Origin of the sequence: Paraburkholderia sp. LEh10, from assembly GCF_017814945.1 — a bacterium.
GTDB lineage: Bacteria > Pseudomonadota > Gammaproteobacteria > Burkholderiales > Burkholderiaceae > Paraburkholderia.
Window position 1 is genome coordinate 13,113 of the sequence record NZ_JAGIPX010000029.1, and the last position, 22,913, is coordinate 36,025.

General features: G+C 59.7%; 26 protein-coding genes and 3 pseudogenes. 10 read left to right on the forward strand and 19 right to left on the reverse strand.

Going from position 1 to position 22,913, the window contains the following annotated elements; all coding sequences use genetic code 11:
- Window positions 1-39: 39 nt before the first annotated feature.
- The 3 genes from J8I87_RS23350 to J8I87_RS23360 are packed head-to-tail and all read right to left on the reverse strand — an operon-like array spanning window position 40 to window position 3,578.
- Window positions 40-987 carry an ABC transporter substrate-binding protein gene (locus tag J8I87_RS23350; RefSeq protein WP_209934324.1) on the reverse strand — a complete coding sequence of 316 codons (948 nt, stop codon included), beginning with the start codon at window positions 985-987 and terminating at the stop codon, window positions 40-42.
- 34 nt (window positions 988-1,021) lie between these two features.
- A complete protein-coding gene (locus J8I87_RS23355; protein WP_209934326.1) occupies window positions 1,022-2,053 on the reverse strand; it encodes an ABC transporter permease in 1,032 nt (343 codons plus the stop codon).
- Window positions 2,046-3,578, reverse strand: a complete 1,533-nt coding sequence (locus tag J8I87_RS23360) for a sugar ABC transporter ATP-binding protein (RefSeq protein WP_209934417.1) — start codon at window positions 3,576-3,578, stop codon at window positions 2,046-2,048. The genes J8I87_RS23355 and J8I87_RS23360 overlap by 8 nt, the downstream gene beginning before the upstream one ends.
- Window positions 3,579-3,845: 267 nt before the next feature.
- Here J8I87_RS23360 and J8I87_RS23365 point away from each other — a divergent pair, with 267 nt between their 5' ends.
- Window positions 3,846-4,547, forward strand: a complete 702-nt coding sequence (locus tag J8I87_RS23365; protein WP_209934327.1) for a FadR/GntR family transcriptional regulator — start codon at window positions 3,846-3,848, stop codon at window positions 4,545-4,547.
- A 44-nt stretch (window positions 4,548-4,591) separates the two neighbouring features.
- Here the strand turns inward: J8I87_RS23365 and J8I87_RS23370 are convergent.
- The 5 genes and pseudogenes from J8I87_RS23370 to J8I87_RS23390 all read right to left on the reverse strand — a co-directional run.
- A pseudogene (locus J8I87_RS23370) lies at window positions 4,592-4,672 on the reverse strand (IS6 family transposase); the annotation flags it as partial.
- A 140-nt stretch (window positions 4,673-4,812) separates the two neighbouring features.
- Window positions 4,813-5,037: a DUF2798 domain-containing protein gene (locus J8I87_RS23375; RefSeq protein WP_209934418.1), complete on the reverse strand. Its 225-nt coding sequence runs from the start codon at window positions 5,035-5,037 to the stop codon at window positions 4,813-4,815.
- A 243-nt stretch (window positions 5,038-5,280) separates the two neighbouring features.
- On the reverse strand, window positions 5,281-6,519 hold the full coding sequence (locus J8I87_RS23380) for an ammonium transporter (RefSeq protein WP_209934328.1): 1,239 nt from the start codon (window positions 6,517-6,519) through the stop codon (window positions 5,281-5,283).
- A 189-nt stretch (window positions 6,520-6,708) separates the two neighbouring features.
- Complete coding sequence (gene cynS, locus J8I87_RS23385) at window positions 6,709-7,179, reverse strand: cyanase (protein ID WP_209934329.1); 471 nt, start codon at window positions 7,177-7,179, stop codon at window positions 6,709-6,711.
- A gap of 39 nt (window positions 7,180-7,218) precedes the next feature.
- Window positions 7,219-7,878: a carbonic anhydrase gene (locus J8I87_RS23390; RefSeq protein WP_209934330.1), complete on the reverse strand. Its 660-nt coding sequence runs from the start codon at window positions 7,876-7,878 to the stop codon at window positions 7,219-7,221.
- 681 nt (window positions 7,879-8,559) lie between these two features.
- Between J8I87_RS23390 and J8I87_RS23395 the strand changes: the two genes are divergently transcribed.
- Together J8I87_RS23395 and J8I87_RS44865 are read left to right on the forward strand one after the other, a co-directional pair.
- Entirely contained in the window at window positions 8,560-9,285 is a 726-nt protein-coding gene (locus tag J8I87_RS23395; protein WP_209934331.1) for a cysteine hydrolase, read from the forward strand.
- A 161-nt stretch (window positions 9,286-9,446) separates the two neighbouring features.
- Window positions 9,447-9,651: pseudogene (locus J8I87_RS44865) on the forward strand (DUF2970 domain-containing protein).
- 267 nt (window positions 9,652-9,918) lie between these two features.
- On the opposite strand, the gene J8I87_RS23405 reads toward J8I87_RS44865, so the two are convergent.
- Together J8I87_RS23405 and J8I87_RS23410 are read right to left on the reverse strand one after the other, a co-directional pair.
- Window positions 9,919-10,113: a hypothetical protein gene (locus J8I87_RS23405; RefSeq protein WP_209934333.1), complete on the reverse strand. Its 195-nt coding sequence runs from the start codon at window positions 10,111-10,113 to the stop codon at window positions 9,919-9,921.
- A 178-nt stretch (window positions 10,114-10,291) separates the two neighbouring features.
- A complete protein-coding gene (locus J8I87_RS23410; protein ID WP_209934334.1) occupies window positions 10,292-11,677 on the reverse strand; it encodes a hypothetical protein in 1,386 nt (461 codons plus the stop codon).
- Window positions 11,678-11,921: 244 nt separating this feature from the next.
- On the opposite strand from J8I87_RS23410, the gene J8I87_RS23415 reads away from it, so the two are divergent.
- The gene (locus tag J8I87_RS23415; RefSeq protein ID WP_209934336.1) at window positions 11,922-12,116 is read left to right on the forward strand and encodes a hypothetical protein; all 195 of its coding nucleotides are present in this window, start codon (window positions 11,922-11,924) and stop codon (window positions 12,114-12,116) included.
- Window positions 12,117-12,186: 70 nt separating this feature from the next.
- Here the strand turns inward: J8I87_RS23415 and J8I87_RS23420 are convergent, their stop codons facing one another.
- Window positions 12,187-12,807, reverse strand: a complete 621-nt coding sequence (locus J8I87_RS23420; protein ID WP_209934337.1) for a sel1 repeat family protein — start codon at window positions 12,805-12,807, stop codon at window positions 12,187-12,189.
- Between J8I87_RS23420 and J8I87_RS23425 the strand changes: the two genes are divergently transcribed.
- The 3 genes from J8I87_RS23425 to J8I87_RS23435 all read left to right on the forward strand — a co-directional run bounded on the left by J8I87_RS23425 (window position 12,806) and on the right by J8I87_RS23435 (window position 14,776).
- Entirely contained in the window at window positions 12,806-13,072 is a 267-nt protein-coding gene (locus J8I87_RS23425; protein ID WP_209934339.1) for a hypothetical protein, read from the forward strand. The two genes, J8I87_RS23420 and J8I87_RS23425, sit on opposite strands and share 2 nt — an antisense overlap.
- A gap of 212 nt (window positions 13,073-13,284) precedes the next feature.
- Entirely contained in the window at window positions 13,285-14,004 is a 720-nt protein-coding gene (locus tag J8I87_RS23430) for a hypothetical protein (protein WP_209934340.1), read from the forward strand.
- Window positions 14,005-14,362: 358 nt separating this feature from the next.
- On the forward strand, window positions 14,363-14,776 hold the full coding sequence (locus tag J8I87_RS23435; protein ID WP_209934341.1) for a hypothetical protein: 414 nt from the start codon (window positions 14,363-14,365) through the stop codon (window positions 14,774-14,776).
- Window positions 14,777-14,962: 186 nt separating this feature from the next.
- Here the strand turns inward: J8I87_RS23435 and J8I87_RS23440 are convergent, their stop codons facing one another.
- The 3 genes from J8I87_RS23440 to J8I87_RS23450 form a co-directional block, all read right to left on the reverse strand.
- Window positions 14,963-15,460, reverse strand: a complete 498-nt coding sequence (locus J8I87_RS23440; RefSeq protein WP_209934342.1) for a DUF2244 domain-containing protein — start codon at window positions 15,458-15,460, stop codon at window positions 14,963-14,965.
- Between the two features lie 203 nt (window positions 15,461-15,663).
- Window positions 15,664-15,840, reverse strand: a complete 177-nt coding sequence (locus tag J8I87_RS23445) for a hypothetical protein (RefSeq protein ID WP_209934343.1) — start codon at window positions 15,838-15,840, stop codon at window positions 15,664-15,666.
- Window positions 15,841-16,158: 318 nt separating this feature from the next.
- Window positions 16,159-16,680, reverse strand: a complete 522-nt coding sequence (locus J8I87_RS23450) for a hypothetical protein (protein ID WP_209934344.1) — start codon at window positions 16,678-16,680, stop codon at window positions 16,159-16,161.
- A gap of 194 nt (window positions 16,681-16,874) precedes the next feature.
- Here J8I87_RS23450 and J8I87_RS23455 point away from each other — a divergent pair.
- The 3 genes and pseudogenes from J8I87_RS23455 (at window position 16,875) to J8I87_RS23465 (ending at window position 18,072) form a co-directional block, all read left to right on the forward strand.
- Window positions 16,875-17,129: pseudogene (locus tag J8I87_RS23455) on the forward strand (DUF1488 domain-containing protein).
- An 88-nt stretch (window positions 17,130-17,217) separates the two neighbouring features.
- Window positions 17,218-17,760, forward strand: a complete 543-nt coding sequence (locus J8I87_RS23460; RefSeq protein WP_209934346.1) for a hypothetical protein — start codon at window positions 17,218-17,220, stop codon at window positions 17,758-17,760.
- Window positions 17,761-17,925: 165 nt separating this feature from the next.
- Window positions 17,926-18,072 carry a hypothetical protein gene (locus J8I87_RS23465; RefSeq protein ID WP_209934347.1) on the forward strand — a complete coding sequence of 49 codons (147 nt, stop codon included), beginning with the start codon at window positions 17,926-17,928 and terminating at the stop codon, window positions 18,070-18,072.
- A gap of 19 nt (window positions 18,073-18,091) precedes the next feature.
- On the opposite strand, the gene J8I87_RS23470 is transcribed toward J8I87_RS23465, so the two are convergent.
- From J8I87_RS23470 to J8I87_RS23490, 5 genes are read right to left on the reverse strand one after another with little or no spacing between them, the layout of a single operon-like run.
- A complete protein-coding gene (locus tag J8I87_RS23470) occupies window positions 18,092-18,436 on the reverse strand; it encodes a cytochrome C oxidase subunit IV family protein (protein WP_209934348.1) in 345 nt (114 codons plus the stop codon).
- Window positions 18,437-18,444: 8 nt separating this feature from the next.
- Complete coding sequence (locus J8I87_RS23475; RefSeq protein ID WP_209934349.1) at window positions 18,445-19,152, reverse strand: heme-copper oxidase subunit III family protein; 708 nt, start codon at window positions 19,150-19,152, stop codon at window positions 18,445-18,447.
- Window positions 19,149-19,760 carry a cytochrome c oxidase subunit 3 gene (locus J8I87_RS23480; RefSeq protein WP_209934350.1) on the reverse strand — a complete coding sequence of 204 codons (612 nt, stop codon included), beginning with the start codon at window positions 19,758-19,760 and terminating at the stop codon, window positions 19,149-19,151. Before J8I87_RS23480 ends, J8I87_RS23475 begins: the two co-directional genes overlap by 4 nt.
- The gene (gene ctaD, locus J8I87_RS23485) at window positions 19,757-21,511 is read right to left on the reverse strand and encodes a cytochrome c oxidase subunit I (protein ID WP_209934351.1); all 1,755 of its coding nucleotides are present in this window, start codon (window positions 21,509-21,511) and stop codon (window positions 19,757-19,759) included. The genes J8I87_RS23480 and ctaD overlap by 4 nt, the downstream gene beginning before the upstream one ends.
- A gap of 13 nt (window positions 21,512-21,524) precedes the next feature.
- Complete coding sequence (locus tag J8I87_RS23490) at window positions 21,525-22,673, reverse strand: c-type cytochrome (protein ID WP_209934352.1); 1,149 nt, start codon at window positions 22,671-22,673, stop codon at window positions 21,525-21,527.
- Between the last annotated feature and the right edge of the window lie 240 nt (window positions 22,674-22,913).

A 22,913-nucleotide genomic window follows, 5' to 3' on the forward strand; every position in this document is an offset into this window, starting at 1 on the left:
GGCGGACGGGCTTCGAACCGTCCCGTCCGCGCCCGTCCGTCAGTAGAGAACGTTCTTTGCTTCAGACGAGTCGAGGTTCTGTTTCTCGACCAGCATCACGCCCGTATCGACCTGCTTCGACACAGGCTTGCGTTCGATCACGTTGACGGCGGTCTCGATGCCCTTGTAGCCCATCTGGTAGGAGCTCTGCACGGCAATCGCCTGGATCGTGCCGTCGCGAACGAAGCCCTGCAGGTCCTGGTTGCCGTCAAAGCCGATCGCAATGACGTTTCCGCCTTTACCTGCTTGCTGAAGCGCGCGCCCCATCCCGACGGCCGTCGGCTCGTTCGCGCCGAAGATGCCTTTCAGATCCGGGTTGGCCGACAGCACGTCGGTCGTCTGGTTCAGTGCGTTCGCCATCTGCGACTGCGAATAGAAAGGACCTACTACTTGCAGCTTCGAATGCTCGGCGATGTACTTGCGGAATCCGCCGACGCGGCCGACTTCGGATCCTGCACCCGGCACGTACGACATGACGGCTATCTTGCCTGTCTGTCCAACGCGATCGATCATCGCCTTCGCGCAGAGTTCGCCCGCCTTGACGTTGTCGGTCGACAGGAACGATTGGTAGTACTGCTTGCCAGCCTCCGACACCGTCGAGTCGATCAGCACCACGGGAATATGCGCTTCCCACGCCTTCTTCATGGCGGGAACGAGGGCGTCGGGATCGGACGGCGCGAGGACGATGCCAGCGACGTGCCGGTTCACTGCGTTCTCGACCATGTTGACTTCATCGGCAATGGCCGATTCCGCCGCGGGGCCCTGGAACGTCATCGTGTACCCCTTCGCGTTGGCCATCGCAGCGGTGGCGCCTTTCTGCACGTTTTGCCAGTAGTTCGAATTCGCCGTCTTGACGATGACGGCAATTTCGCCGCCCGCGGCCTGTGCGTGCGCGCTGAACACCGCGCACATCGTTGCGGCCGCAGCCATCAGGGTCAACTTTTTCATGTCTCGCTCCTCGATTGTGATTTGACGTTGCTGACTACATCTTCCGGTTACGGAGTTGGTCGATCCATACGGTGCCGAGAATGACAACACCGATGATGATCTGCTGGATGAAGCTCGATACGCCGTTCATGTTCAGACCGTTGCGCAGCACGCCTATCACGAACGCGCCGATGGCCGTGCCGGAGATCGTGCCGACGCCGCCCATCAACGAGGTGCCGCCGATCACGGCGCTGGCGATGGCATCGAGCTCATACATCACACCTTCGTTCGGCTGGGCAGTGACAAGGCGCGACATCAGCACGCAGCCGGTGGCGCCGGCAAGCAATCCGGACAGCACGTAGGTGAAAAGCTTGACGCCCTGCACATTGACGCCGGAAAGCCGCGCAGCTTCTGCGTTCGATCCCACTGCATAGATGTGTCGGCCAAGTGATGTCCGCGAAAGCAGAACAGAGACGGCCAGAAACAGCACGATCATGATGACGACGGGATAGGGAATGCCAGGAAAGACAGTGTCCGGAAAACCATCCGCCCCGATATGGGAGATCTTGAAGAGGGCGCCGTTGCCCAGTTCGCCGAACGCATCGCCGAGTCCCGAAACCGGTCTTGCACCTGTGATCTGCAGAGCGAGACCGCGGGCGACCAGCATCATGCCCAAGGTGGCGATGAAGGGAGGCAGCCCCATCCGCGTGACGCAGATGCCGTTGACCCAGCCGCACGCGGCGCCGACCAGCATGCCGCCCAGCATCGCGACGGGAACAGGCACGCCGGCCTTGACCAGCAGCGCAGCCGCGACACCGGCCAGCGCAAGTACGGACCCTACGGACAGGTCGATGCCGCCGGTGATGATGACGCACGTTGCCGCCACGCCGAGATACGCAATGGATGTAACCTGGAGCGCGACCGTCATGAGGTTGCCGACCGAGAAGAATGCGGCACTCGTCAGTGAAAACGCGACGATCAACGCCACGAGGCTGCCGAGTGCGGCGAACTTCTGAATCAGGTCACGACGGCGCTGCCGCGCATGCCGCTCGATGGCCTGCGTCTGGCCGGATGTGATTTCAAGCATGGCTTCTCCCTGATGCATGGTGCAGAATTTCCTCCTGACTGGTCTGTCTTGTGTTGAGGACAGCGGTAATGCGTCCTTCGTGGAACACGGCGATGCGATCGGTCATACCGAGCAGTTCCGGCAACTCGGAACTGATGAGCACGACACCAACGCCGTCCGCGGCGAGCCGGTCCATCAGCCCATAGATCGCGTATTTCGCGCCGACGTCGATACCGCGCGTCGGTTCGTCAAAGAACAAAATGCGCGAGCCGCGGTATAGCCACTTGCTGATGACGATCTTCTGCTGGTTGCCTCCTGACAGGTTCCTCGCGATCTGCCTGACGCTCGGGGTACGGATGCCGAGTTCTCGCACGTAACGCTCGGCGATCGAGGTCTCTTCGGAGAAGCGCAGAAAGCCGCGCGACGAAACGCCCCGGACGTTGGCAAGGGTGATGTTCGCGGCGACGGCCATCGACAGTGCCAGGCCGTCTTTCTTGCGGTCCTCGGACAGGTACGCAATCCCGTGACGGATGGCCTCGCGTGGCGAGCCGATTGACACAGGCGTGTCGCCGAGCATGATCGTGCCGGCGTCCGGCCGCTCCGCGCCGAAGATGGCGCGAGCCACTTCCGTGCGCCCTGCGCCCATCAACCCGGCGAAGCCAAGGATTTCGCCCCTGCGCAGATCGAAGGACAACGGACCGAACGTCCCTGTCCTTTGCAGGTCTTGCACGCGTAGCAGGGTGTCGTCCGTGGGAATTGACTGGCGCGGCGGATAGGCGTCGTCGAGCGAACGTCCTACCATTCGCGCCACAATTTCATTGACCGTCGTGGATGCAAAGTCGCTGGTTGCGATGTGACGGCCATCGCGCAAGACCGTGACGCGATCCACGATCTGCGCCATCTCGTCGAGTCGATGCGAGATATAAAGAATCGCGACTCCGTCGGCGCGCAGTTCCTTGATGATGCGAAACAGCTGAACTGTTTCCGACTCCGTCAGGGAGGACGTGGGCTCGTCCATGATCAGCACGCGCGCGTCCAGTGACAGTGCCTTCGCGATCTCTACCATCTGCTGTTGCGCGATCGACAACGCGCCGACCAGCGTGGTCGGCGACACGTTCAGCCCGATGCGCTGAAGGCACTTCTGTGCGTTGGCATTCAGCCTGCGGTAGTCGACGAATGGTCCGCGCATGGGTTCGCGCGCGAGATAGATGTTCTCGGCGACCGACAGATGGGGCACCAGGTTCAGTTCCTGGTGAATGATCGCGATGCCCGCCGCCTGTGCATCCGACGTTGAAGAAAACTGTACCGGTCTGCCCTGATACAACACGACACCCTCATCCGCGCGGTACTGGCCGCTGATGATCTTCATCAGCGTGGACTTGCCGGCACCGTTTTCTCCGCAGATTGCATGCACCTCACCTGCGTGCAGACGCAGATCAATGCCATCGAGAGCAATGACACCTGGAAAGCGCTTCCCGACACCTTTGAGTGTAAGGACCTCCGGAAACAACCGTGGCTCAGGCGCGGACCCGGGCTGGCGCAGCATGTTGTGGCGTGTCACTCGCGTCTCCATTCTTGTGGCCTCTTTCGTTTGGTGCACCGGACCGGCGACCAACTGGCTAGGCCAATCTGGAAATTATTAAAGCTTAGAGCCGCTGATTTGGTCAAGCCAATTTGGATAAAACTGTTCCGTTCAGCCGATAAGGAAAACCCTGGCTAGTCTGGAACACCCGCCAATCAAGGCAAGCGCGGCTGTGCTAAGATTGGTTGGAGGTCCGATTCGGCGGGCCACCGACCAAAAAACTTCGCGCCAATGAAGCAAACCGAGCCAAAGCGGCTTTACCAATCTGTAGCGACGCAGATCCTTTCTCTGATCCACCAGCGCGAGCTGGCGCCTGGCACGCGCCTGCCTCCCGAACGCGAGCTCGCGACTGTCCTGGGGGTATCGCGTCCTTCGCTGCGCGAAGCATTGATTGCGTTAGAGATCGGTGGCCAGATAGAGATACGTATGGGATCGGGTGTCTATGTCCGCGCTCCTGAGGAGGGCGGCGACAGCACCGTACCCGTACTCGGCGAAAGCCCTTCGGAGTTAATGCAGGCCAGGATGGCCATCGAGGGGTCGGTCATCGTGCTCGCTGCGGGCAAGCTGTCGGCAGCCACGCTCGACAAGTTGCGCCGCACTGTCGAACGAATGAAACGTCTGGCAGCGGCGGGTAAATCGCCAGTTGATGCAGACCGGCAGTTTCACATGTTGATTGCCGAGACAGCTGGCAATTCGGTTCTGAGCCGTTTCGTCGCTGAGATGTTCGATAGCCGCCATGACCCCATCGCTGCTGCCATTCGCGATCACTCTGAAAGTAGTGAGACCTGGTCGGCTGCAGTACGGGAACATGAGGAAATCATCAAGGCATTGCAGACAGGTGACCCGATTGCGGCGCAAACCGCAATGCGCATGCACCTTAAAGCGTCGGGCGAACGCTGGATAGCGGGTGAATTACTCCAGCGTGATGGCTAGTTCGGCCGTTCCGCAGGACCCGTATCGGAAGCAGCGTAGCTGCTGTTGACCGGCCTCAGGATCGTCGTGTGGGCCAGCGACAGGCCGCGCTCGACCATCATCCCAACAAGATCACGCAGCTTCAGCTTGCTCATTGTCGGATGATGAGATCGGGGAGCAACACTTTAACCGATCCACCTTCACTATTTGCACGAGAACCTTTATCTACACATGGGTAAAGGTGTAAGGCGTAAATATCCGTCTCGGATTTGCGTCACGAACACAGTCATTCGGTAATCCACTCTGCGAGTCGACGGATAACAGGCGCTGCCATAACGACAACGGGCAACATTGTCAGCCACGAAATGCCCAAAGATCTTAACCAGTGTTGCATAAACAGGCCCTGTTCCAGATATGGGAAGCTTGCAATCGCAGCCGCAATCGAACAAGTCAGTCCAGACTGAATGACACCATAAATGAAATGTCTATAACGCATCGACACCTTAATCATCTTAATCACCTCGACTTCTGTTCAAGCGTAGCGCGCATGTAACGTGTCCTTTTTTTGCCATGTGCTCGGAATAGATTCAATGCTCACCAAGAAAGTATCTAGCGACCCGCTCGCTCTCTTTATTTGAGGTGTTAGAGCCGGAATTTCCAAATTACTAAACTCCGGCGCAATACACGGATCACTCTTGTTGCACGTCTGTCGATAATCAATTCTCGAACCCGAAATCGAAATGTTGTATGAGTTCTACGATTCGTATGCACTCTCACCAAGCAATTCGACGTCGAGACCACGCTCTTCAATAATGCGCGTGACACGAACAGGTGTAATCCGGTCGATCACCCACAACATTCCGTAGGTAAACAGAAATGACCAGAGGCCCGAGATGACTACAGCCGCGCACTCCTTGGCAAAGAATGCTGACCCGCCACCGAGCAGACCGTCCGGTCCCGTCGGATTCCACGACTTCGCTGCGAAGATTCCCAGAAGAATCGTACCGATCAGACCGCCAACGCCATGCACACCCCAAACGTCAAGCGCATCATCCAGCCCGATCCTGTTCTTGAGTGCCACCGCCCAATAACAGACAAGACTGGCAATAATCCCGATCAATGCAGCGTCCGTAAGTGAGACATATCCGGCTGCTGGCGTTATGGTAGCCAGACCTGCAACCGAACCGGTAAGCAGCCCAACAATTTTGGGCTGCTTATGCTGGAGCCATTCGATAATTACCCAGGTAACTGCTGCAAACGATGCGGCGATATCGGTGTTGAGAAATGCCACGGTTGTGACCGGATCCACCTGCAGCTCCGACCCCGCGTTAAAGCCGTACCAGCCGAACCAGAGCAGTCCGGTACCCAGTGCGATCAATGGTATGTTGTGCGGTTTGCTTTCGACCACATACCGCTGACCGACAAACAAAACAGATGCCAGTGCGGCAAAGCCCGCCGTATTATGAACAACAATGCCTCCGGCAAAATCGAGAACGCCCCATTTCGCAAGGATTCCATCGGGGCTCCACACCATATGCACGAACGGAAAATACACGAGTACCAGCCAGCCCGTGAGAAAGAGGAAATAAGCACGCGGTGTCACTCGATTCGTAAAGGCACCCGTAATAAGGGCAGGTGTGATAATCGCAAACATCATCTGATAGGCAATATGCACGATCAGCGGAATACCAGCGTTGTTGCCCGAATACATGCTTTGCGGCGTTACACCGTGGAGGAATGCATAATAGGTCGGATCCCCGACGATGCCATGCCAGCTCGGGCCGAAGCACATGGAGTATCCGAAGGCAAACCACAATATCGTTGTCCACCCTAGCGACATGAAGCTTTGCATCATGATGGCCAGCACGTTCCTTCGTCCAACAAGCCCGCCATAAAAGAATGCGAGCCCTGGGGTCATGAGCATGACCAGACTGGCGCAAAGCAAGATAAACGCTGTGTTTCCGATGTTTGCGGAAGAGATGGGGATGCTCATTGCCTCGACTCCGTGCGGTGGATGTTCGAAATAGTTGTATCGGTTGATGCGCGGCCGCGTCTTTTCAACGAAACAAGGCAGCGCATCCGGACAGCAGATCTTTAGGTGCTGGCTTGAGGTCCTGACTTGAGGTCCTGACTTGCGGGCCAGAAGCGTCAAGCCAGCGGGCAGGTATTGGATCGCCCGGTATCAGTAAGGCCGGGTCGGCAGATACTTGCCATTGAGCGTAATAACGGCACGCTCGCCACCCTCGGGGTCCTGCACCTTCTCGATGTCCAGCTTGAAGTTGATCGCGCTAATGATGCCGTCGCCAAACTTTTCATGGACGAGCGCTTTCAGTGTCGAACCATAAATCTGGACGATCTCGTAGAAACGGTAGATGGTCGGATCGGTCGGCACGCCGCCGGGGATGCTGCCGCGCAGGGGAATCGTCTGCAGCTGGCGGGCTGCCTCCTCACCCAGTTCAAGGCGCTCGGCTACGAGCTTTGCGACGTGCTCGGGGAGGGGGTGCTGGCCGAGCAAGGCAGCCGTGACGAACGCCAGGCTCAGGCCCGAGCCCTCGTTGATTGCGTCAAACGTCAGCTCCTTGCGGGCTTTCGCTTCGAGGATGGTGTCGGTGAGTGCCTGACGGGACGTCTGGGTATATTGCGACTGGACCATGATGTGCTCCTTGGAGGGATGGGGTTCAACGATTACTACTTATGCAGCGACCGAATATTCATTCGGCGTCGCGGTTACATCGGGGTGCTCGGCCAGCGAGACAAACCGGCGGGTAACGCTGTCAAGGGCTTCGATGGAGCCGGTCTCAATGTCGTAGACCCAGCCATGCAATGTCAGGCGGCCTTGTGAGAGGGCTAGCGCAACGGACGGGTGGGTCCGGATGTTGTTGAGCTGGGCGACAATGTTCTCGCGCACCATTGAGCCGACGCGCTCGCGATCCGACGAATGTTCGATGGCTTCGTTGACCAGCTTGGCGGAATCCGAATAGCGCAGCCAGTTGGCGACGGCAGGCATATGGTCAAGGCACTTGCACTTTGCGATGGCCGTCATGGCACCGCAGTCCGAGTGTCCACAGATGACGACGTCTGTGACACCGAGCGCCGCCACCGCGTATTCGACCGTCGCCGATACGCCGCCGGGTTCAGGACCATATGCCGGCACAATATTGCCGGCGTTGCGGATGACGAAGAGGTCACCCGGCTCGCGCTGAGTTACCAGTTCCGGGACCATGCGACTGTCCGAACAGGAGATGAACAGGGCGCTGGGTGTCTGGCTCGTCGCCAGTCTCTTGAAGAGCTCTTTCCGCGTGGGAAACGCATCTCGCTGAAATCGCAGGAATCCGTCGATGATGTCTTTCATAACTAGCAACTAGCTCCACGTCGTAGGTAATCTCGGTGATCAAAGGGGCTCTGATGCAAATAGGCGGTATGGAAGAGATAGTTCAAATGGAAAGGATTTCTTATCGAGCAGACAGGACAGCACTCCTACGGCGGGCTCAGCCGGCGGTATCTTTGAGGCCGAGCTTCGCGAGACTACGACTTCGAATATGAAAAGTGCAAGTTAAGGATTAGTGGGCTTGGCAATCCCTTAGTGTCGAACGCTTCCGCAACACCAAGATTTGAGTTTCCTTTGCAACGGCGATGAAAATCACGACGGCGGTGTAGTTTGTTTGTAAATCCTGCTGACAGCGTGTCCATGACGTTTTCGACTGAATGAAAGTGAAGATTGCGCATTGTTGGCCCCCATGAGAACTACAAGATTTTCCTGGTGAACTCGTTCAGATGTGATTTATAGACGAATTGATTTGTCAGGGTCACAGGCGCAACGACAAATCGCAATCGCTAACATTCGCCAACATTCGCCAACATTCGCTAGCAACGTATAGCTGACGTAGCATGCAGAATCCACGAATATATAAGCTCGTTTCTTCGCGCAAGGAAACGACATGCGTGATCTTGAAAATCGAGTAAGAATGAACACCCACATGTCATCGACTCGTTTCTGTCGGCATTTATCCAACCTGATTGAGAGGCATTCCACATGTGTAACCAACACTCGCAATACGCAGATCCCGTCAATCCCGCCTTGCCGCGTTCCGACATGAAGCTTGACCTGGCGCGCGCGGCGCTTGTGGTCATCGATCCACAGATTGATTTCATGAGTCCGGACGGCCGCAGTTGGGCAGTCGTCGGAGAAAGCGTGACGGAGCAGAACCTGGTTCCCAATCTGATCCGTCTTTTCAAGGCAGCGAAACAAGCGGGCATTACGGTTGCGGTTTCACCGCACTACTACTTCCCGCATGACCACTCGTGGAAGCTGCAGGGCCCAGCGGAAATTTTTCAGCACGCCCTAGGCATGTTCGACCGCCCGGGCGCTTTGACGGTGGTGAACTTCCGCGGCTCCGGCGCGGACTTCCTTCCGGAACTGAAGCCATACATTGAGGATGGCAAGACCATCATTTGTTCGACGCACAAGCTGTATGGTCCGCAAGTCAATGACCTGACCCTGCAGTTGCGCAAGCAGCGCGTGGACCAGGTGATCCTTGCGGGGATGGCGGCAAACCTGTGTGTGGAATCGCATCTGCGCGATCTACTTGAGCACGGCTTCGAAGTTGCGGTGGTGCGCGACGCAGTCGCCGGCCCGAAGGTGCCCGAAGGCGATGGCTATCATGCCGCGCTGGTCAACTTCCGCTATATCGCGAACGCACTGTGGAGCGTCGACGATACGGTCAGGCGACTGCTCGGCAACGCTGACGCATCATCTTAACGATGCATCGATCGCAACATGTGAGTGGGGGACGCCCAGTAAGCGAATCGTCGGCCGGCAACTCATCTGCTTCCCTCGAATTTCCCCTACTTCTTTTGTGATCGATCTTTGAAACGGCGCACTATGGTTGCGTCGCAACGAAAGTCTGATACGGCCGAATCATGAACGTTCTCGGTATGATCCGTATCGTGTTGTGGAGCTTCTTTGGCGTGCGAAAAAAGGCTTCACACTAGGCAGATTTCGCGAAAGTTAACCTTGTTTTCTTACCCTTTGTCGCCGTTGGTCTCGCGTCGCTGGTGGGCGCGGTGCATCATCGGAATAGTGCTGCTAGTCGCGCATCCCACGTCAACGGCGCAAGGCTTTTGATGTCGGCGCAGACTTGAGATGTGTGTAGTAAAAATTAAAAGGCAGCGACTCGACGCAACAACGTTGCCAAGCCGAGTCGCTGCATTCATTAAGAATTCAGCACTCTAACCAGCTCGTCGGCTCAATTTCCATGCCGCGGGAGTGCCATTTGGGCAATCGGAAGTCTGCGTACCCGAACGAACGATTACCCTGTGCAGTGCCGATCGCTCAATGCATAAAACCCTGCCGGAGCAGGGTTCTGATACTTCACGCCGAGGCCATCTCCTGTTACGCCGCCTTCTTGTGCGTCACGTGGTGACTCACTTTGTGCACGTGTTTCGTCGTCTTGTGCGCTGGCGTCGTGGCGGTCGGGGCCGGAGCCGTCGCGGTGGCTGCCGGTGCGGTCGCAGCAGGGGCGGAAGCCTGGGCGAACGCGACAGTAGCAAACAGGGAGGTAATCAGGGCGGCAGCAAGCTTCTTCATTGGATGTCTCCAGTAGGGATTAACGCGACGATTCATTACGTCGTCCACTGCCATAACGCATCAGGATCGGTTTCGTTGACGTCGCATAACTGGCATCGCGAGCCTGGTGGCGTAATTGTTGGCCACCTCGATGCGCTTATGCGTCAGGGCACGAGGGGCCTGGTACGCCACCGCCGGCTTACAACAGGACTGCCTGCTGCAGCAGTTCCAGGGCCTTCAGTTCGTCCAGTCGACCCGTGCGTGCTTTACCTGCGAGCGTCTTGATCAATGCTTCCGCTACCGGTGCGATACCGTGAAGATTGTCCAGGCTGGTCACGGACGCGAAAAGGAGCGGTGTCGGATTTCCTGGTGGTATTGCGGAGACCGAGGACGACTCAGGGGATGCGGGTGGGACCGCCGCGTTCCCGCCATCACTTTCTTCAGGTGAGCGGCCGGCAAGGTCGTCAGTGAAATCATTTACGTGAGCTTGCGTGCTGACGGCGATCTTCCCGTTGTCTTCCGCGACGTCCGCCGATACAGGTGAGTGGCTTTCCGGATCGCCCACGACGCCCGCCCGCGCGCGCGCCGTGTGCGTCTTCGCGTCGGCGAACTTCTCCGGCGCGCTATCGTTCGTTGCTACCGCAAGCGGCTCGTGTTGTTGAGCGGATGCGCGACCGCGCGGAGCAGGCGTCAGCAGACGCGACACCGACTCTGGAATCTCCGTTTCGGCGCGCGGCGTATCCAGCCAGCCAGCTGGCAAACCAAGCCGCTCCGTGAACCGGTTTGCTTCGACACTGTCCATGCGTTTCTTGCCGTGTAGCCGATCGGCGATGTTGAATCCACTCATCTCCATGACCACGCCAAGTCGTACTTTCGATCCCTTGCGAACCGTGAGAAGGTGGAGGTTCGCGCGTCGGATGTTTTCTACCTCGGCGCTGTCGCTTAATGCCAGCGGTTGCTGCTGGGGCGTTTTATGAGAGGTCTTGTACTTCGAAGCCGAAGCTTTTAGCGGCGCATGAGGTTCAGGCTGTCCGGCCATCTCGCTTCGACGATTCCTGACGGCTCTGGGCGATCCGCCCGCTGCATTCTTTGGCATTTGCGCTTCCTCGGACACACTATCTTCAAGAACTGGTTGCTGATCGACGTTCAGGGCAGAAGCCGGGTTAGTTGCTTCTGCCACGACGTCGGGTCCGTCGTCCGTCTGAATGAAGTCGAGCGGCGACTTCAGACGAGCAATGGTCTCGGCTGCGAGCGCAGGATTGGGATGGTCAAAAAAACCGTGCGGCAACCCAAGCGTGGTTTCCATGTGAAAGGCGGTCTCGGGTGTGAACCGCTCGCCCTTCATCAGTTCGGCCACGCGCGTCATGTTCGATTCAAGGGCGATCGCGATATTCTCGGCGCCTACCGCATCGACCAGAAACTGAAACGATCGTGTTTTGAAAACGGAGGCAGTCTGGGCGGCGTCCCGGGGAGGCGCCTTCACATATCGTTGTCCCTGCCGGTCGGGCGGAGATTGCTTGACGTGGCGAGGTTGGCGTTGGCCGCTGTCCGGGGATCCCGCATATCGCCCGCGGGGTTGACTCATAAAGTAGGTTTCCTGCGACGTTGATATTCTGGACATTTGATTATAGACGAGGCCAGTGTTGTCATTTGATGCGTCCGTAGCTACTGCGTCCTCCGCCGCTGGCCTCCAGCGCCAAATACGCCGTCGTCATGCTGTCACGTCAAGCTTTTCGCCCTCGTGCAGTCAGCCCGCCGTTGTGGCTCGTCACCGAACGCCCGTCAAAACCTGACGACCGGCGTGTCTCTCTTTGCATCAGGAGCATCCCGTGCTGAGCGCCCATGAATTTGCAACATTGATGCTGGTCAAGGACGCCGCCGATCACATTGCCGGTCTGGAAGAACTGGGTACATTGCTTGAACGCCAGCTTGTCGCACTGGAGCGACTTGCGGACGGGGCAGTGCGCCCTCGCATCACGGCGCAAGGAGAGTCTCTCCTCCGTAACCTTGCCTTTATCCATTGATGAGAGAAATCGTCGGGTGCTTTTCAGGATCTTCGACCCGCACCCGCTCGACTGGCAGGCGGGCAGGGCATTAACGCAGCGCTTCAAGACGGCGTTGGCAACGTTTGTCATCGCCACCGCGTCGATAGCTCTGCATGGCTTTTGTGCGGTCCGGAACAACGCTCCTGTCTTCTGCTCCCCACACGCCCTCCCAGAAAAGTCCGAGATTGTGTGCGGAAGCTTTGTGCCCCAGTTCAATGGCGTGCTCGTAGAGTGAGCGCGCACCGCTCACGTCCACCTGCATGCCCCGCCCGAGCCGGGCGCTGTCAGCCAGCGCGGCGGCGGCCATGCCGCGCAGAGGACCGTCCGCGGTCTCATCCTTCATGACATCTTGAAGAATCGCGTTACCTCTTTCAAAGTCCGCCTCTCCTCCTGTTGGTGTGACCAGGGAGATGGCCATTGCCATTCGCCAGGCCGGGTGGCGGTTCGCGCCAATGCGCTCCAGTAACCAGCGGCCCAGACGTGGTGCATGGCTTAACGTGCTGGTGAGAAGTGCGTTTGCGATTGCGGCGAGCGACTCGGGCGACAGGAATCCGGTCTTGTTTGCCGCGATGACGTGACGAGAAAACTTTTCGACATCCAGTGTGGGGTCGGCGCGGCGCAACTGGTGCCATTCGCGCTCGATTGTGCCGAACCAGCTTTCCATTTGCATGGTGAGCAATCCCGTGGTGATGTATGCACCTGATTCTAGCTCACCTCTTGCCGATTGCAACCTGTGGTCTGTTACGCTCGCCGCCGGATACAAAGTGGTACATCGCACGGCCTGGCGAGAAAACACAGTCGCGGCGTACGCGCTAAAAGGCTTCCTTCGCTTTGCGCAGGACCATTCGATTGACCTGCGCTGCGCCTTCGATGAAAGTGCGGCGGGCAACGCAGGGTGCCTCGCCGCTTCTGTCGGACAGTTCAAGCTGGACTGATCCTATCCACGGGTCGAGGCAGAGTTTTCCTGTAGTTGAATGGTTTCGGCCGCCCTCAGGGCCATGGGCCTAGCGCTGAACATAAACCTGTGGCTACCATCGGCTGGCCTCGCAACCGGCTTCATGCGAACATGGATCGGCATGACTAGCGGAGCCTCGGCACGCTTCCACGTGAGACCGCCGTCGCCGAACATGTCTGCCGGGAGGTCGCAATGTGGTCCGATATTCCTGATCGGCGATCCGGGTTGGACGCAGTCGATGCCTACGCCGAGGCGGTAACCGAAAAGGTCCTTCCCTTGTTCGACGACCTCAAGGCGCAAGGGGAGGAGGAAGACAAAAGCTTTCGGGAATGGCTGCAAGGGCAGTGGGCCGAATTCGATATCAACGATGACACGACCTTCCGCTGCCTCAGTGAAGCAGAGGATTATCACAACACGCGGCAGCTCCTTTATTTCGATGCAATACCTCGGCAGATGCTGGGATTGGCGATGGCCGGGCTATATCACCTCTGGGAACAACTGGCCAAACAGATCGTGTATTGGGCTTTGAGATCGCCGCAAACCGATCACGAATCTCTCTCACGCCAGGTATCCAAAGCCGATTTCAAGGCACTGGAAAAGTGGCTGAACTGTTTCACTTGGAATAAAGATGGCACGCCGTTCGAAAGTCAGCCGTTTTACCCGGGGCTGAAGCTGTTGCGCCTCATCGCCAATGTCGTGAAGCACGGTCGTGGAACGGCGGCGAGGGAACTGGAGGCGATTGCACCAGAGCTTTTCAATTCGAATGAAAACTCTCCCGTTCAGGACCCCGGCTCAGTCGACCTGATGCTTGCTCCTGAACATTTCGACGCCGCTGTGAACGCGGTGCGAGGATTCTTTGAGGCCTTGCCCGCGAAACTCGCGCGAGACCAGTTGCCTTGGTACGACCGATGAACAGCTTGTCTGCCTTGCCACATCTCGCGACCCGGCATGAAGGGACATGGGCTCACGAATCAGGACCAACCTACCGTCGCAAAAGGCTTGAAAATCAAGGGTAGGCCACGACGCCGGCCCGCATGCCCTTGTGGGTGCGGGCCCATATGCACGGTAAAGGGCGAGCATCCTACAAACCTAAACATCAGCAGCCAAAACACGATTTTTTCAACATCATCCCTTGGCACGAGTCGTAGCGGACAGCTGGCGTCGAGCGGCAGAGGAAGGGGCCGTTTTGCGACAATCGCCTGTCGCTAACGTGCTTTACTTTCCGTTTTCTGAAGCGCCCCTATCAGCGTCGGCGGTCGTCGAAAGGGGCATGTCGGCCGCAGACAGCGATGCCGAGCGTCGCGATACCGCGTTCGGTGCCGGGCTGACCCAGTTGCTGACCGCGGGGGTGCTGGTCACGATGGCGGAGCGAAGAACGCCGGGCATGTGCCGCTGCATGACGTCGGACAGATCGCCGACGCGCTTTGTGTGCTGCTGGGCGGGGCGGTCTTGGTATGGGCGCGCTCGGCGCTACGATGGTGGCGGCGCTGTGTCGTCCCTCGCCCTCGCGTGGGGCCTCGGTGAAATCCCAGGCCAGCGTCGTTCACTGGCTTTGCATCCGTTCGAGGCGCGGTGGTCTACGGGGTCTACGGTGACCGGCAGTGCCGTGTTCGTCGCGTGCATGCCGGACGTTCTGTCGCTCAACATCGCCACCCAGGCGCTCAACGCTTGCTGCTGCCGTTGATTGGTTGCAGGAAGGCTGATCGCGCTGGCGAGCGGCACTGTTGCCCGCTGCGGAGCAGGTGCGCGGAGCATTTCGCGTGGCGCGGATCATTTCAGTGAGCATCGCGTGCGGCATCGGCATCGTCGGGACGCTCGGCGGGTTGCTGTGAGGCCGATCAGACATGCCGAGCAATCATCGGCCGGCATGTCAACAGTCGGCCACGATAAAGCGGCGCAATTGACGCACGAACTCCGTGCGGGCGGCAGCAGGCAGTTGCCGCCCGACGGGAATACGCTGCCAGCCGTCGCAAAGGTAGACGACGCCATCGCTGTCGAGAGACACGGCCAAGCGGGCCGCATTCATCCGATGAATCGTGCGGCGTCCGCCCTCGTGTGCTTCGACGATCACGAACGGGGGTGCAAACGTCAGCACCTCGCCGTCCGTCGCGTGCCTGGAGTAGGCGATAAAGGCGATGCCGACGGACAAGGTGCAAAGCATCGAGAAGGGCAGCGCGAGCCACACGCCGAATGCGAATGCCGCTGCCACGCCGGTTGCGAGGACGAGCGCCATGAGGAACGCGGTCGCGGCGAGCGACTGCCGCGGCGTTAGGGAGCAGTTGCGCTTGATGCGCCACTCGCGGCTCGGCACACATCCCTCGCCGTCGAAAGGGCCAGGCCCGTACGACCGTCTGAAGTATGCGTACATGATCGAAAGTCCCGCGTCATGGAGCCATTCGTGACGCGCAATGTGCCGCTCTGTCACTCTGCCTTCTAATCATCACACGTTCGAGACGCCGCCCCTCGTCGAACAACGCGGGATGTATCGGCATTCCCAGCTTGTCAGCGTGCGACGATCGACGCGGCGATCCGGTCGGCCAACGCCCCGAGAATGTGACTCAGCGCAGCGGCTTACGCCGCCGCGCCGCGGTTGTCCAGCGCCGCCTTGAGCGTTGCCTGTTGCGTCAAGGTAGCGAGGGCGGGCTGCCTCGATTGCAGTATCCACGCCGCTTGCAATGTCATCGTTCCGCTCGCATCGGTCTCGGCATCGAGCACCCTGACGACGAGCATCCGAGTGTCGACCGGCACCGGCGCGTCCGGGAAGATGAACACGCCCGGAGGCAGCCGGCTCGTCACGTCCTGCGCAACCGCAGAGTGGCCGGGAGACGTCGCTCGTGCTCTTCGTCGCTACAGTGCTGGCGGTGCTCGCCGCGTCATATGTGCTCTCACGCGTCTCCGACCGGATCATTCAGGGACGCGCGGCGCGTCTATCGCGCAGCATCCTCGCACGTGTCGACCGGCGCTTTCACCGCAGTGGCCGAGCATGACGATCTCGACGAGGTGCTTATGTTGTTGCGCGGCGAGCCTTCTTTGCTCTGGAGACCGGTTGATCAGCACGGCACCGGACTACGACGGGCCGCCCGCGTCCGCTTTGACCCCGCGGGATGTTTTGCGCTCCAGTCTCATGTACAGGTTGGCCGCAACGATGCCGAAGACGATGTGAGCGAACACGCTGGCCCCGTTGCGCGCTTCGGCGAACCACGGAAAAAGCCGTGTCATGCCGTAGAAATTAATCAGGTAAACGGCTACAGCGAAAGCGCCACCCGCCAGTGAAGCCATCCCCATGCTCGAGTCAAGGTTGAATGACGTCATGATCAGACCGAGGACAAGCGCGAATACGATGGCAAGGGCAAAATGCACCACAAAGGCCGCGAGGACGACGCCAATTGAGACTGCTTGCGGCGATTGCAATGCGCCTCGTCCCAGAATGATCGCGGCGACCATGCGTGGGGGCTCCAGTAGACTTCCGCCCGCCGTCAGTGCCATCAGGATAACACCTAGCACCAGGAACACAGCGCCTGCGATGACGCCTGCCAGCACGGCTGCCCGCCAGTCGAGCTGGCCGTGTGTGAAATGATGGGAATCCATGTGAAGTTGCACAATTTGTCTCCCGATTGATTCGGATAATTCATTTTAGTCTGTCATCGGCAACTTGAATGTCATCGAAACCTATCAGCGCGTCACCGCCGCGTTATCGCTTCATCAATGTGAATTTCAAACCGACCGTTTTGGACGAATTTGACGCCAGCGCTAACACGTAGTCCTCCAGCTCGCGAGCGAATCTGACAGTGCGCTTTACGGCGTGCGTCGATGGCGAGCCGGTTGAATGCGGCAATTACCGCCGAGGCGCTGGAAGATCATTTCGCGGCCCATTCCGCACCGGAATCCACCTTAATGGCTGCTTTCGACAACGGCCACAATCGTATCCGTTCGGTTTGCGCGGAAGCGATCGACCAGAACGGCGGCAAGGAGTAGTGTTACATAGCGGACTGTTCAGAGTGGACGGCATGGAACCCGATCGCGGCACCACGGCATAGTCCCGGCGCGTGCCACCGCATGCACCTATGTCCGGTGAGGTGGGGCGGTATAGTCTGCAACCGCTAGTCAACGATGAAAGGAGGCCACATGTCACTCATCGTCGCAGCACGCTTTACGACATTCCCCGCCGCTGAAGACGCGGCACAACGGCTCTTCAATGCCGGTTTCGTGGAGGAGGACGTCACACTGTTTTTTGTCAATCCGTGCGGCCAGCACGGAATCGAGACCATCACCGACGCAAACGCGAGGGAGGCGCCGGTGGGTGCCGAGATTGGCATCACGATTGGCGCAGTGGTTGGTGCCATGGTCGGCGTCGGAATCTTCGCAGCGTTTTCGGCGCCGCTTATCGTGTCGCTGATCGCGGCTGCGGTGAGTGCGTATGTTGGTTCATTGGTCGGCGCGATGATGCGCACGCGTGTAGCCAGCAACGAAGAAACCCGTGAATCCGGCGTGCTGGTGGCCGTACACGTGTCGCCGGACAGCCAGTCGGATGCCGCACGGGTGCTGCGCGAGGCGGGAGGCGCGGCGATTGAACGCGCGACCGGCCGCTGGCAACAAGGGCGGTGGGCCGACTTCGATCCGCTCAAGCAGCCTGTGCCGCTCGACGAATTCAGTGAGAAGCACGCCTGATTTGAAGGTATTTTCGCTGAGGTTTTCAGCGAGCCAGGAAACAAAGACGGCCCGGGATTTGTCGGGTCGTTTTGTATTCAGAGCGGTGCGTTCCAGGCACGCCCCGTGCGGATAGATCCATGAACCCCGCTGCTGCGTGAAAGTATGCGGCAGCGGATTCCATGATTGACGAAACCGCTGGAGGTAGTGGATGGCTACGAACGTGTGGCCCGACATTTTGTCGGCCTGACTAACGTCTGGGTCGGCTTTGAAGACGAAGCGGACCTGCTGACTGATCTCACCCAGGCGCTGGACGCAACGGCCTTCTCCTGAGGAACGGTCGGCGCAGGGGTCAGTGGAAGAAGAGTTCTCGCGTGCCGAAGGTGTGATTCGCTTCGGCAGCCATCAGCACCATCAGCACCACGAGCAGGCACAGCGGCGGCATCAGGATGGCGTAAACCAGCGCCAGCCGCTCCCACATCATGTGCATGAAAATCGACACAATCAGCCCGGCCTTGGCGATCATGAGCACGACGATCAGCGCCCAGCGCAGCAGGCCCTGCACGTGGAAGTAATCCACCATGTACGACATCGTGCTCAGTACGAACAGCAGGGCCCAGATCTTCAGGTAGATGCCGATCGGATGCTGCTGGCCGAGCGCGGCGTCGGGTCGATGGGCAGGATCGGTATGGTCCATGGTCTACCTCACCACAAATAGAATAGCGCAAAGATGAACACCCACACCAGGTCGACGAAGTGCCAGTACAAGCCGGCAATCTCGACGATCTGGAAGTTGCCGTGCTCGGTGAACCCCGGCTGCAGGATCTTGCGTGCGGTCAGCAGCAGGTAGATCACACCGCAGGTCACGTGAAAGCCGTGGAACCCGGTGATCATGAAGAAGCACGCGCCAAACTGCGCCGCGCCCATCGGGTTGCCCCAAGGGCGGATACCTTCATGGAAGATCAGCTTGCTCCATTCGAAGGCCTGCATCGACACGAAGGTTGCGCCCAGCAGCGCGGTCGCCAGCAACAGTGCGGCAGCGCGCTTTGCGTTGTGCCGGTAGCCAAAGTTGACAGCCATCGCCATGGTGCCGCTGCTGCTGATCAGGATGAACGTCATGATGGCGATCAGCAGCAAGGGCACATCCACGCCGCCCACAGTGAGCGCGAACACCTTGGAAGGGTCAGGCCACGGCACCGTGGTCGACATGCGCACCGTCATGTAGCCGATCAGGAAGCTGCTGAAGACGAAGGTGTCCGAGAGCAGGAAGATCCACATCATCGCCTTGCCCCACGGCACCTTGAAGGCTTCGCGGTCGGCCGACCAGTCCGTGACGATGCCGCGCCAGCCGTCAGGCCCGTGGTCGGTGGGCGTGGTGGCAGCGGATTCGGTGGGGAGCGTGGGCGTGGTCATGGCGCGGCTCCATAAAGCGGCCCGCAGATGGCGGCGACGAACCCAGGGGTGATCCACCACATCGCCGCCAGCAGCACGAGCCAGACAGCCAGCAGGAAATGCCAGTAGATGGCGCAAAGCGCGATGGCGCGGTGGGCTCTGAAGGGGTCCGAGCGCTGGAGAAGCGCGATCGTCACGGCCCAGGCCACCAGTCCGCCCAGCACATGCAACCCGTGCAGGCCGGTGAGCAGGTAGAGAAAGCTATTGGAAGGGTTGACGGTGATGGTCTGCCCGGCTGCCGACAGCATGCGCCAGGCGGCCAGTTGTCCGATCACGAACACGGCCGCCAGCACCCCGCCGGACACCAGCCACGCCGCGCGGTGTAAGGTTATCTGCCGGGCACGCTGCATGGCAATGCTTGCCAGCACCAGCGCGCCGGTGTTCCACCACAGCAGCGCCGGATGCGGGATCGGCTGCCAGTCGGGCTCGCGCATGCGCATTGCATAGGCGAGCAGCAGCAGTGAAAACAATGTCGTTGCCACCGCCATGAAGACGATCAGGCCGATGCGGCTCGCATTCGGCATGACAGGTGGCGCGCCAGGAACGTAGGAGCGGCGCAGTGTGGTCATTCGCGTGCCTCGCCGGGTTGAAGCGTTGGGTGGGCCGGTTCAGGCGCCTTCGCAGGCGGCTGGTTTTGCGGGACGAAGTCTTCCTCCTGCCCCTGCGGGCTGTATTCGTACGCCCAGCGGTAGACGATGGGCAGAGCGGCGCCCCAGTTGCCGTGCACCGGCGGCGTTTGCGGCGTCTGCCATTCCAGCGTGGTGGCCCGCCACGGGTTGCCGTCCGCACGCTTGCCGCGCACCAGGCTCCACGCCAGGTTGTACAGGAACAGCAACTGCGCCGCCGCAACGATCAGCGCAATGACGGTGATGAACGTGTTGAGCGTCTGCGCCGAAGATGGAATGAAGCTGTAGCCCTCATACGCGTAATACCGACGCGGCATGCCCAGGATGCCGAGATAGTGCATCGGGAAGTAGATCGCATAGGTGCCGAGGAAGGTGACCCAGAAGTGCACGCGGCCGAGCGTGTCGTTGAGCATGCGGCCCGTCACCTTCGGATACCAGTGGTAGATGCCGCCAAACACCACCAGGATCGGCGACACGCCCATCACCATATGGAAGTGCGCCACCACGAAGTACGTGTTCGACAGCGGAATGTCCACGCTCACGTTGCCGAGGTAGAGCCCGGTCAGCCCACCCAGGACGAAGGTGCTGATGAAGCCGATGGCAAACAGCATCGGCACGGTCAGGTGGATATCGCCGCGCCACAGCGTCAACACCCAGTTGTAGACCTTGAGGGCGGTCGGGACAGCGATGATGAGCGTGGTGGTGGCAAAGAAGAAGCCGAAGTACGGATTCATGCCGGCGACGAACATGTGGTGCGCCCAGACCACGAAGCTCAGCACACCGATGATGAGGATGGCCCACACCATCATCTTGTAGCCGAAGATGTTCTTGCGCGCGTGCGTGCTGATGAGGTCCGACACGATGCCAAAGGCCGGCAGCGCGACGATGTAGACCTCCGGATGCCCGAAGAACCAGAACAGGTGCTGGAACAGCAGCGGGCTGCCCCCGGCATGCTTGAGCGTCTGCCCCATCGACACGACGGCCGGCATGAAGAAGCTGGTGCCGAGTGTCCTGTCGAGCAACATCATCACCGCCGACACGAACAGCGCCGGAAACGCCAGCAGCGCCAGGATGGTCGCCGTGAAGATGCCCCACACCGTGAGCGGCATGCGCATGAGCGTCATGCCGCGCGTGCGCGCCTGCAGCGTGGTGGTGACGTAATTCAAGCCCCCCATCGTCGCCGCGACGATGAAGATCGCCAGCGACACCAGCATCAACACAATGCCCCATTCCACGCCCGGCGTGCCCGGCAGGATGGCCTGGGGTGGATACAGCGTCCAGCCCGCGCCGGTCGGCCCGCCCGGCACGAAGAAGCTCGACACCAGCACCAGCACGGCCAGCAGGTAGACCCAATAGCTCAGCATGTTGAGAAAGGGGAACACCATGTCGCGCGCGCCCAGCATCAGCGGGATCAGGTAGTTGCCGAAGCCGCCCAGAAACAGCGCGGTCAGCAGGTAAATCACCATGATCATCCCGTGCATGGTGACGAACTGGTAGTAGTGGTTGGCGTCGATGAAACTGAACTTGCCCGGAAAGCCGAGCTGCAACCGCATCAGGTTCGACAACACAAGGCCGACAAGGCCGATGGCGATGGCCGTCAGCGAATACTGGACGGCGATGACCTTGTGGTCCTGGCTCCAGACATAGCGGGTCCAGAAGCTTTGCGGGACGTGGTCGGTGTGCGCGTAGGACATTGCGTCTGCTCCGCTAGGGTTTGGCTGCGTTGCTGGCGGCTGGGCCGCCTTGCGATTTGATGTAGGCCACCAGCGCGGTCAGCTCCTGCTCGCTTAGGTCGAAGTTCGGCATGATGGGTGCGAAGCCCTTCACAACGCGGGCTTTCGGGTCGCGGATGAAGGCGCGCAGATAGGCTTCGTCCACCTTCGCGGCGCTGCCGTCGGCCATCGTTTCGATCTTGCCGTACAGGCCCTTCCAGGTGGGGCCCACGCGCGGACTGCCGTCCACGGTGTGGCAGGCGATGCAGCCCTTGACCTCCGCGAGCGCCTTGCCCTGGTCAGCAAGCGCCTGGGCACTGCCGCCTGCAGCGGCGGGTGCGGCCTGCACCTTGGCATGCTGCCGCTGCGCGAACGTGCTCTGCTGCGCCAGCCAGCGCGAGAACGATGCTTCGTCTTCCACCACGACCACGCCGCGCATGTTGGAGTGCCCGATGCCGCAAAGCTGCGCGCACAGGATGTCGTAACGCCCTGCCTTTGTCGGCGTGAACCAGAAGGTCGTTACCATGCCGGGCACCATGTTCATTCGCGCACGGAACGCCGGTACGTAGAAGTCGTGCAGCACGTCGCGCGACCGCGTCAGGACCTGGATTGGCCGGTTGAGCGGCAGGTGCACCTCGGACGTCTCGATCAGGTAGTTGTCACGGCCGTTGGGGTCGCCGGGGTTCAGGCCGAAGGGGTTGTCGTTGCTGATGTAGCGCACGTCTGTCGTGCCCAGCTTGCCTCCGGGGCCGGCAAAGCGGAAGCGCCATTGCCATTGCTGGCCGAGCACTTCCATCTGCAGCACGTTGGGCGGCGGCCGTACGTAGTCCGCGTAGACGAAAAGCCCCGGTGCCAGCAACGCTGCCACGCCCACAGAGGTCAGGCTGATCAGCCACCATTCCAGCCGCTTGTTGTGCGGCTCGTAAGCAGCGCGATGACCCCTGCGGTGGCGGTAGCGCACCAGTGCGATCACGATGAACAGGTTGATCGCGATGAAGAGCGCGCCGGTAATGACGATCGTGATCGTCAGCATGTCGTCCATGCGCACCCAGTTCGAGGCGATCGGTATGATCCACCAGGGACTGGCAAAGTGAAACCCTACCGCCAATACGATGATCAGGCTCAGGGCAATCGCAAGCGCCATAGGCCACCTCGCTGCACGTCACTCGCTGGAGCCGCTAACAAAAAAGCTCTTGGCGTCGTTGTGCCGCCTTGCCGTACTTCGTACTGTCTGCGCCGGCACTTCTGCCAGGACCGCTTCGCTGAGCGTCGTAAGCGGCTCTAAAGCAAAGGTAGTCCTCTCCTCTGCATCGTGCAAGCCAGCACAAGGGGAAGCAGGGTTTGCCCCTGCACTTGCCCTTTGTGTCTCCTTACCTTAAAGTAA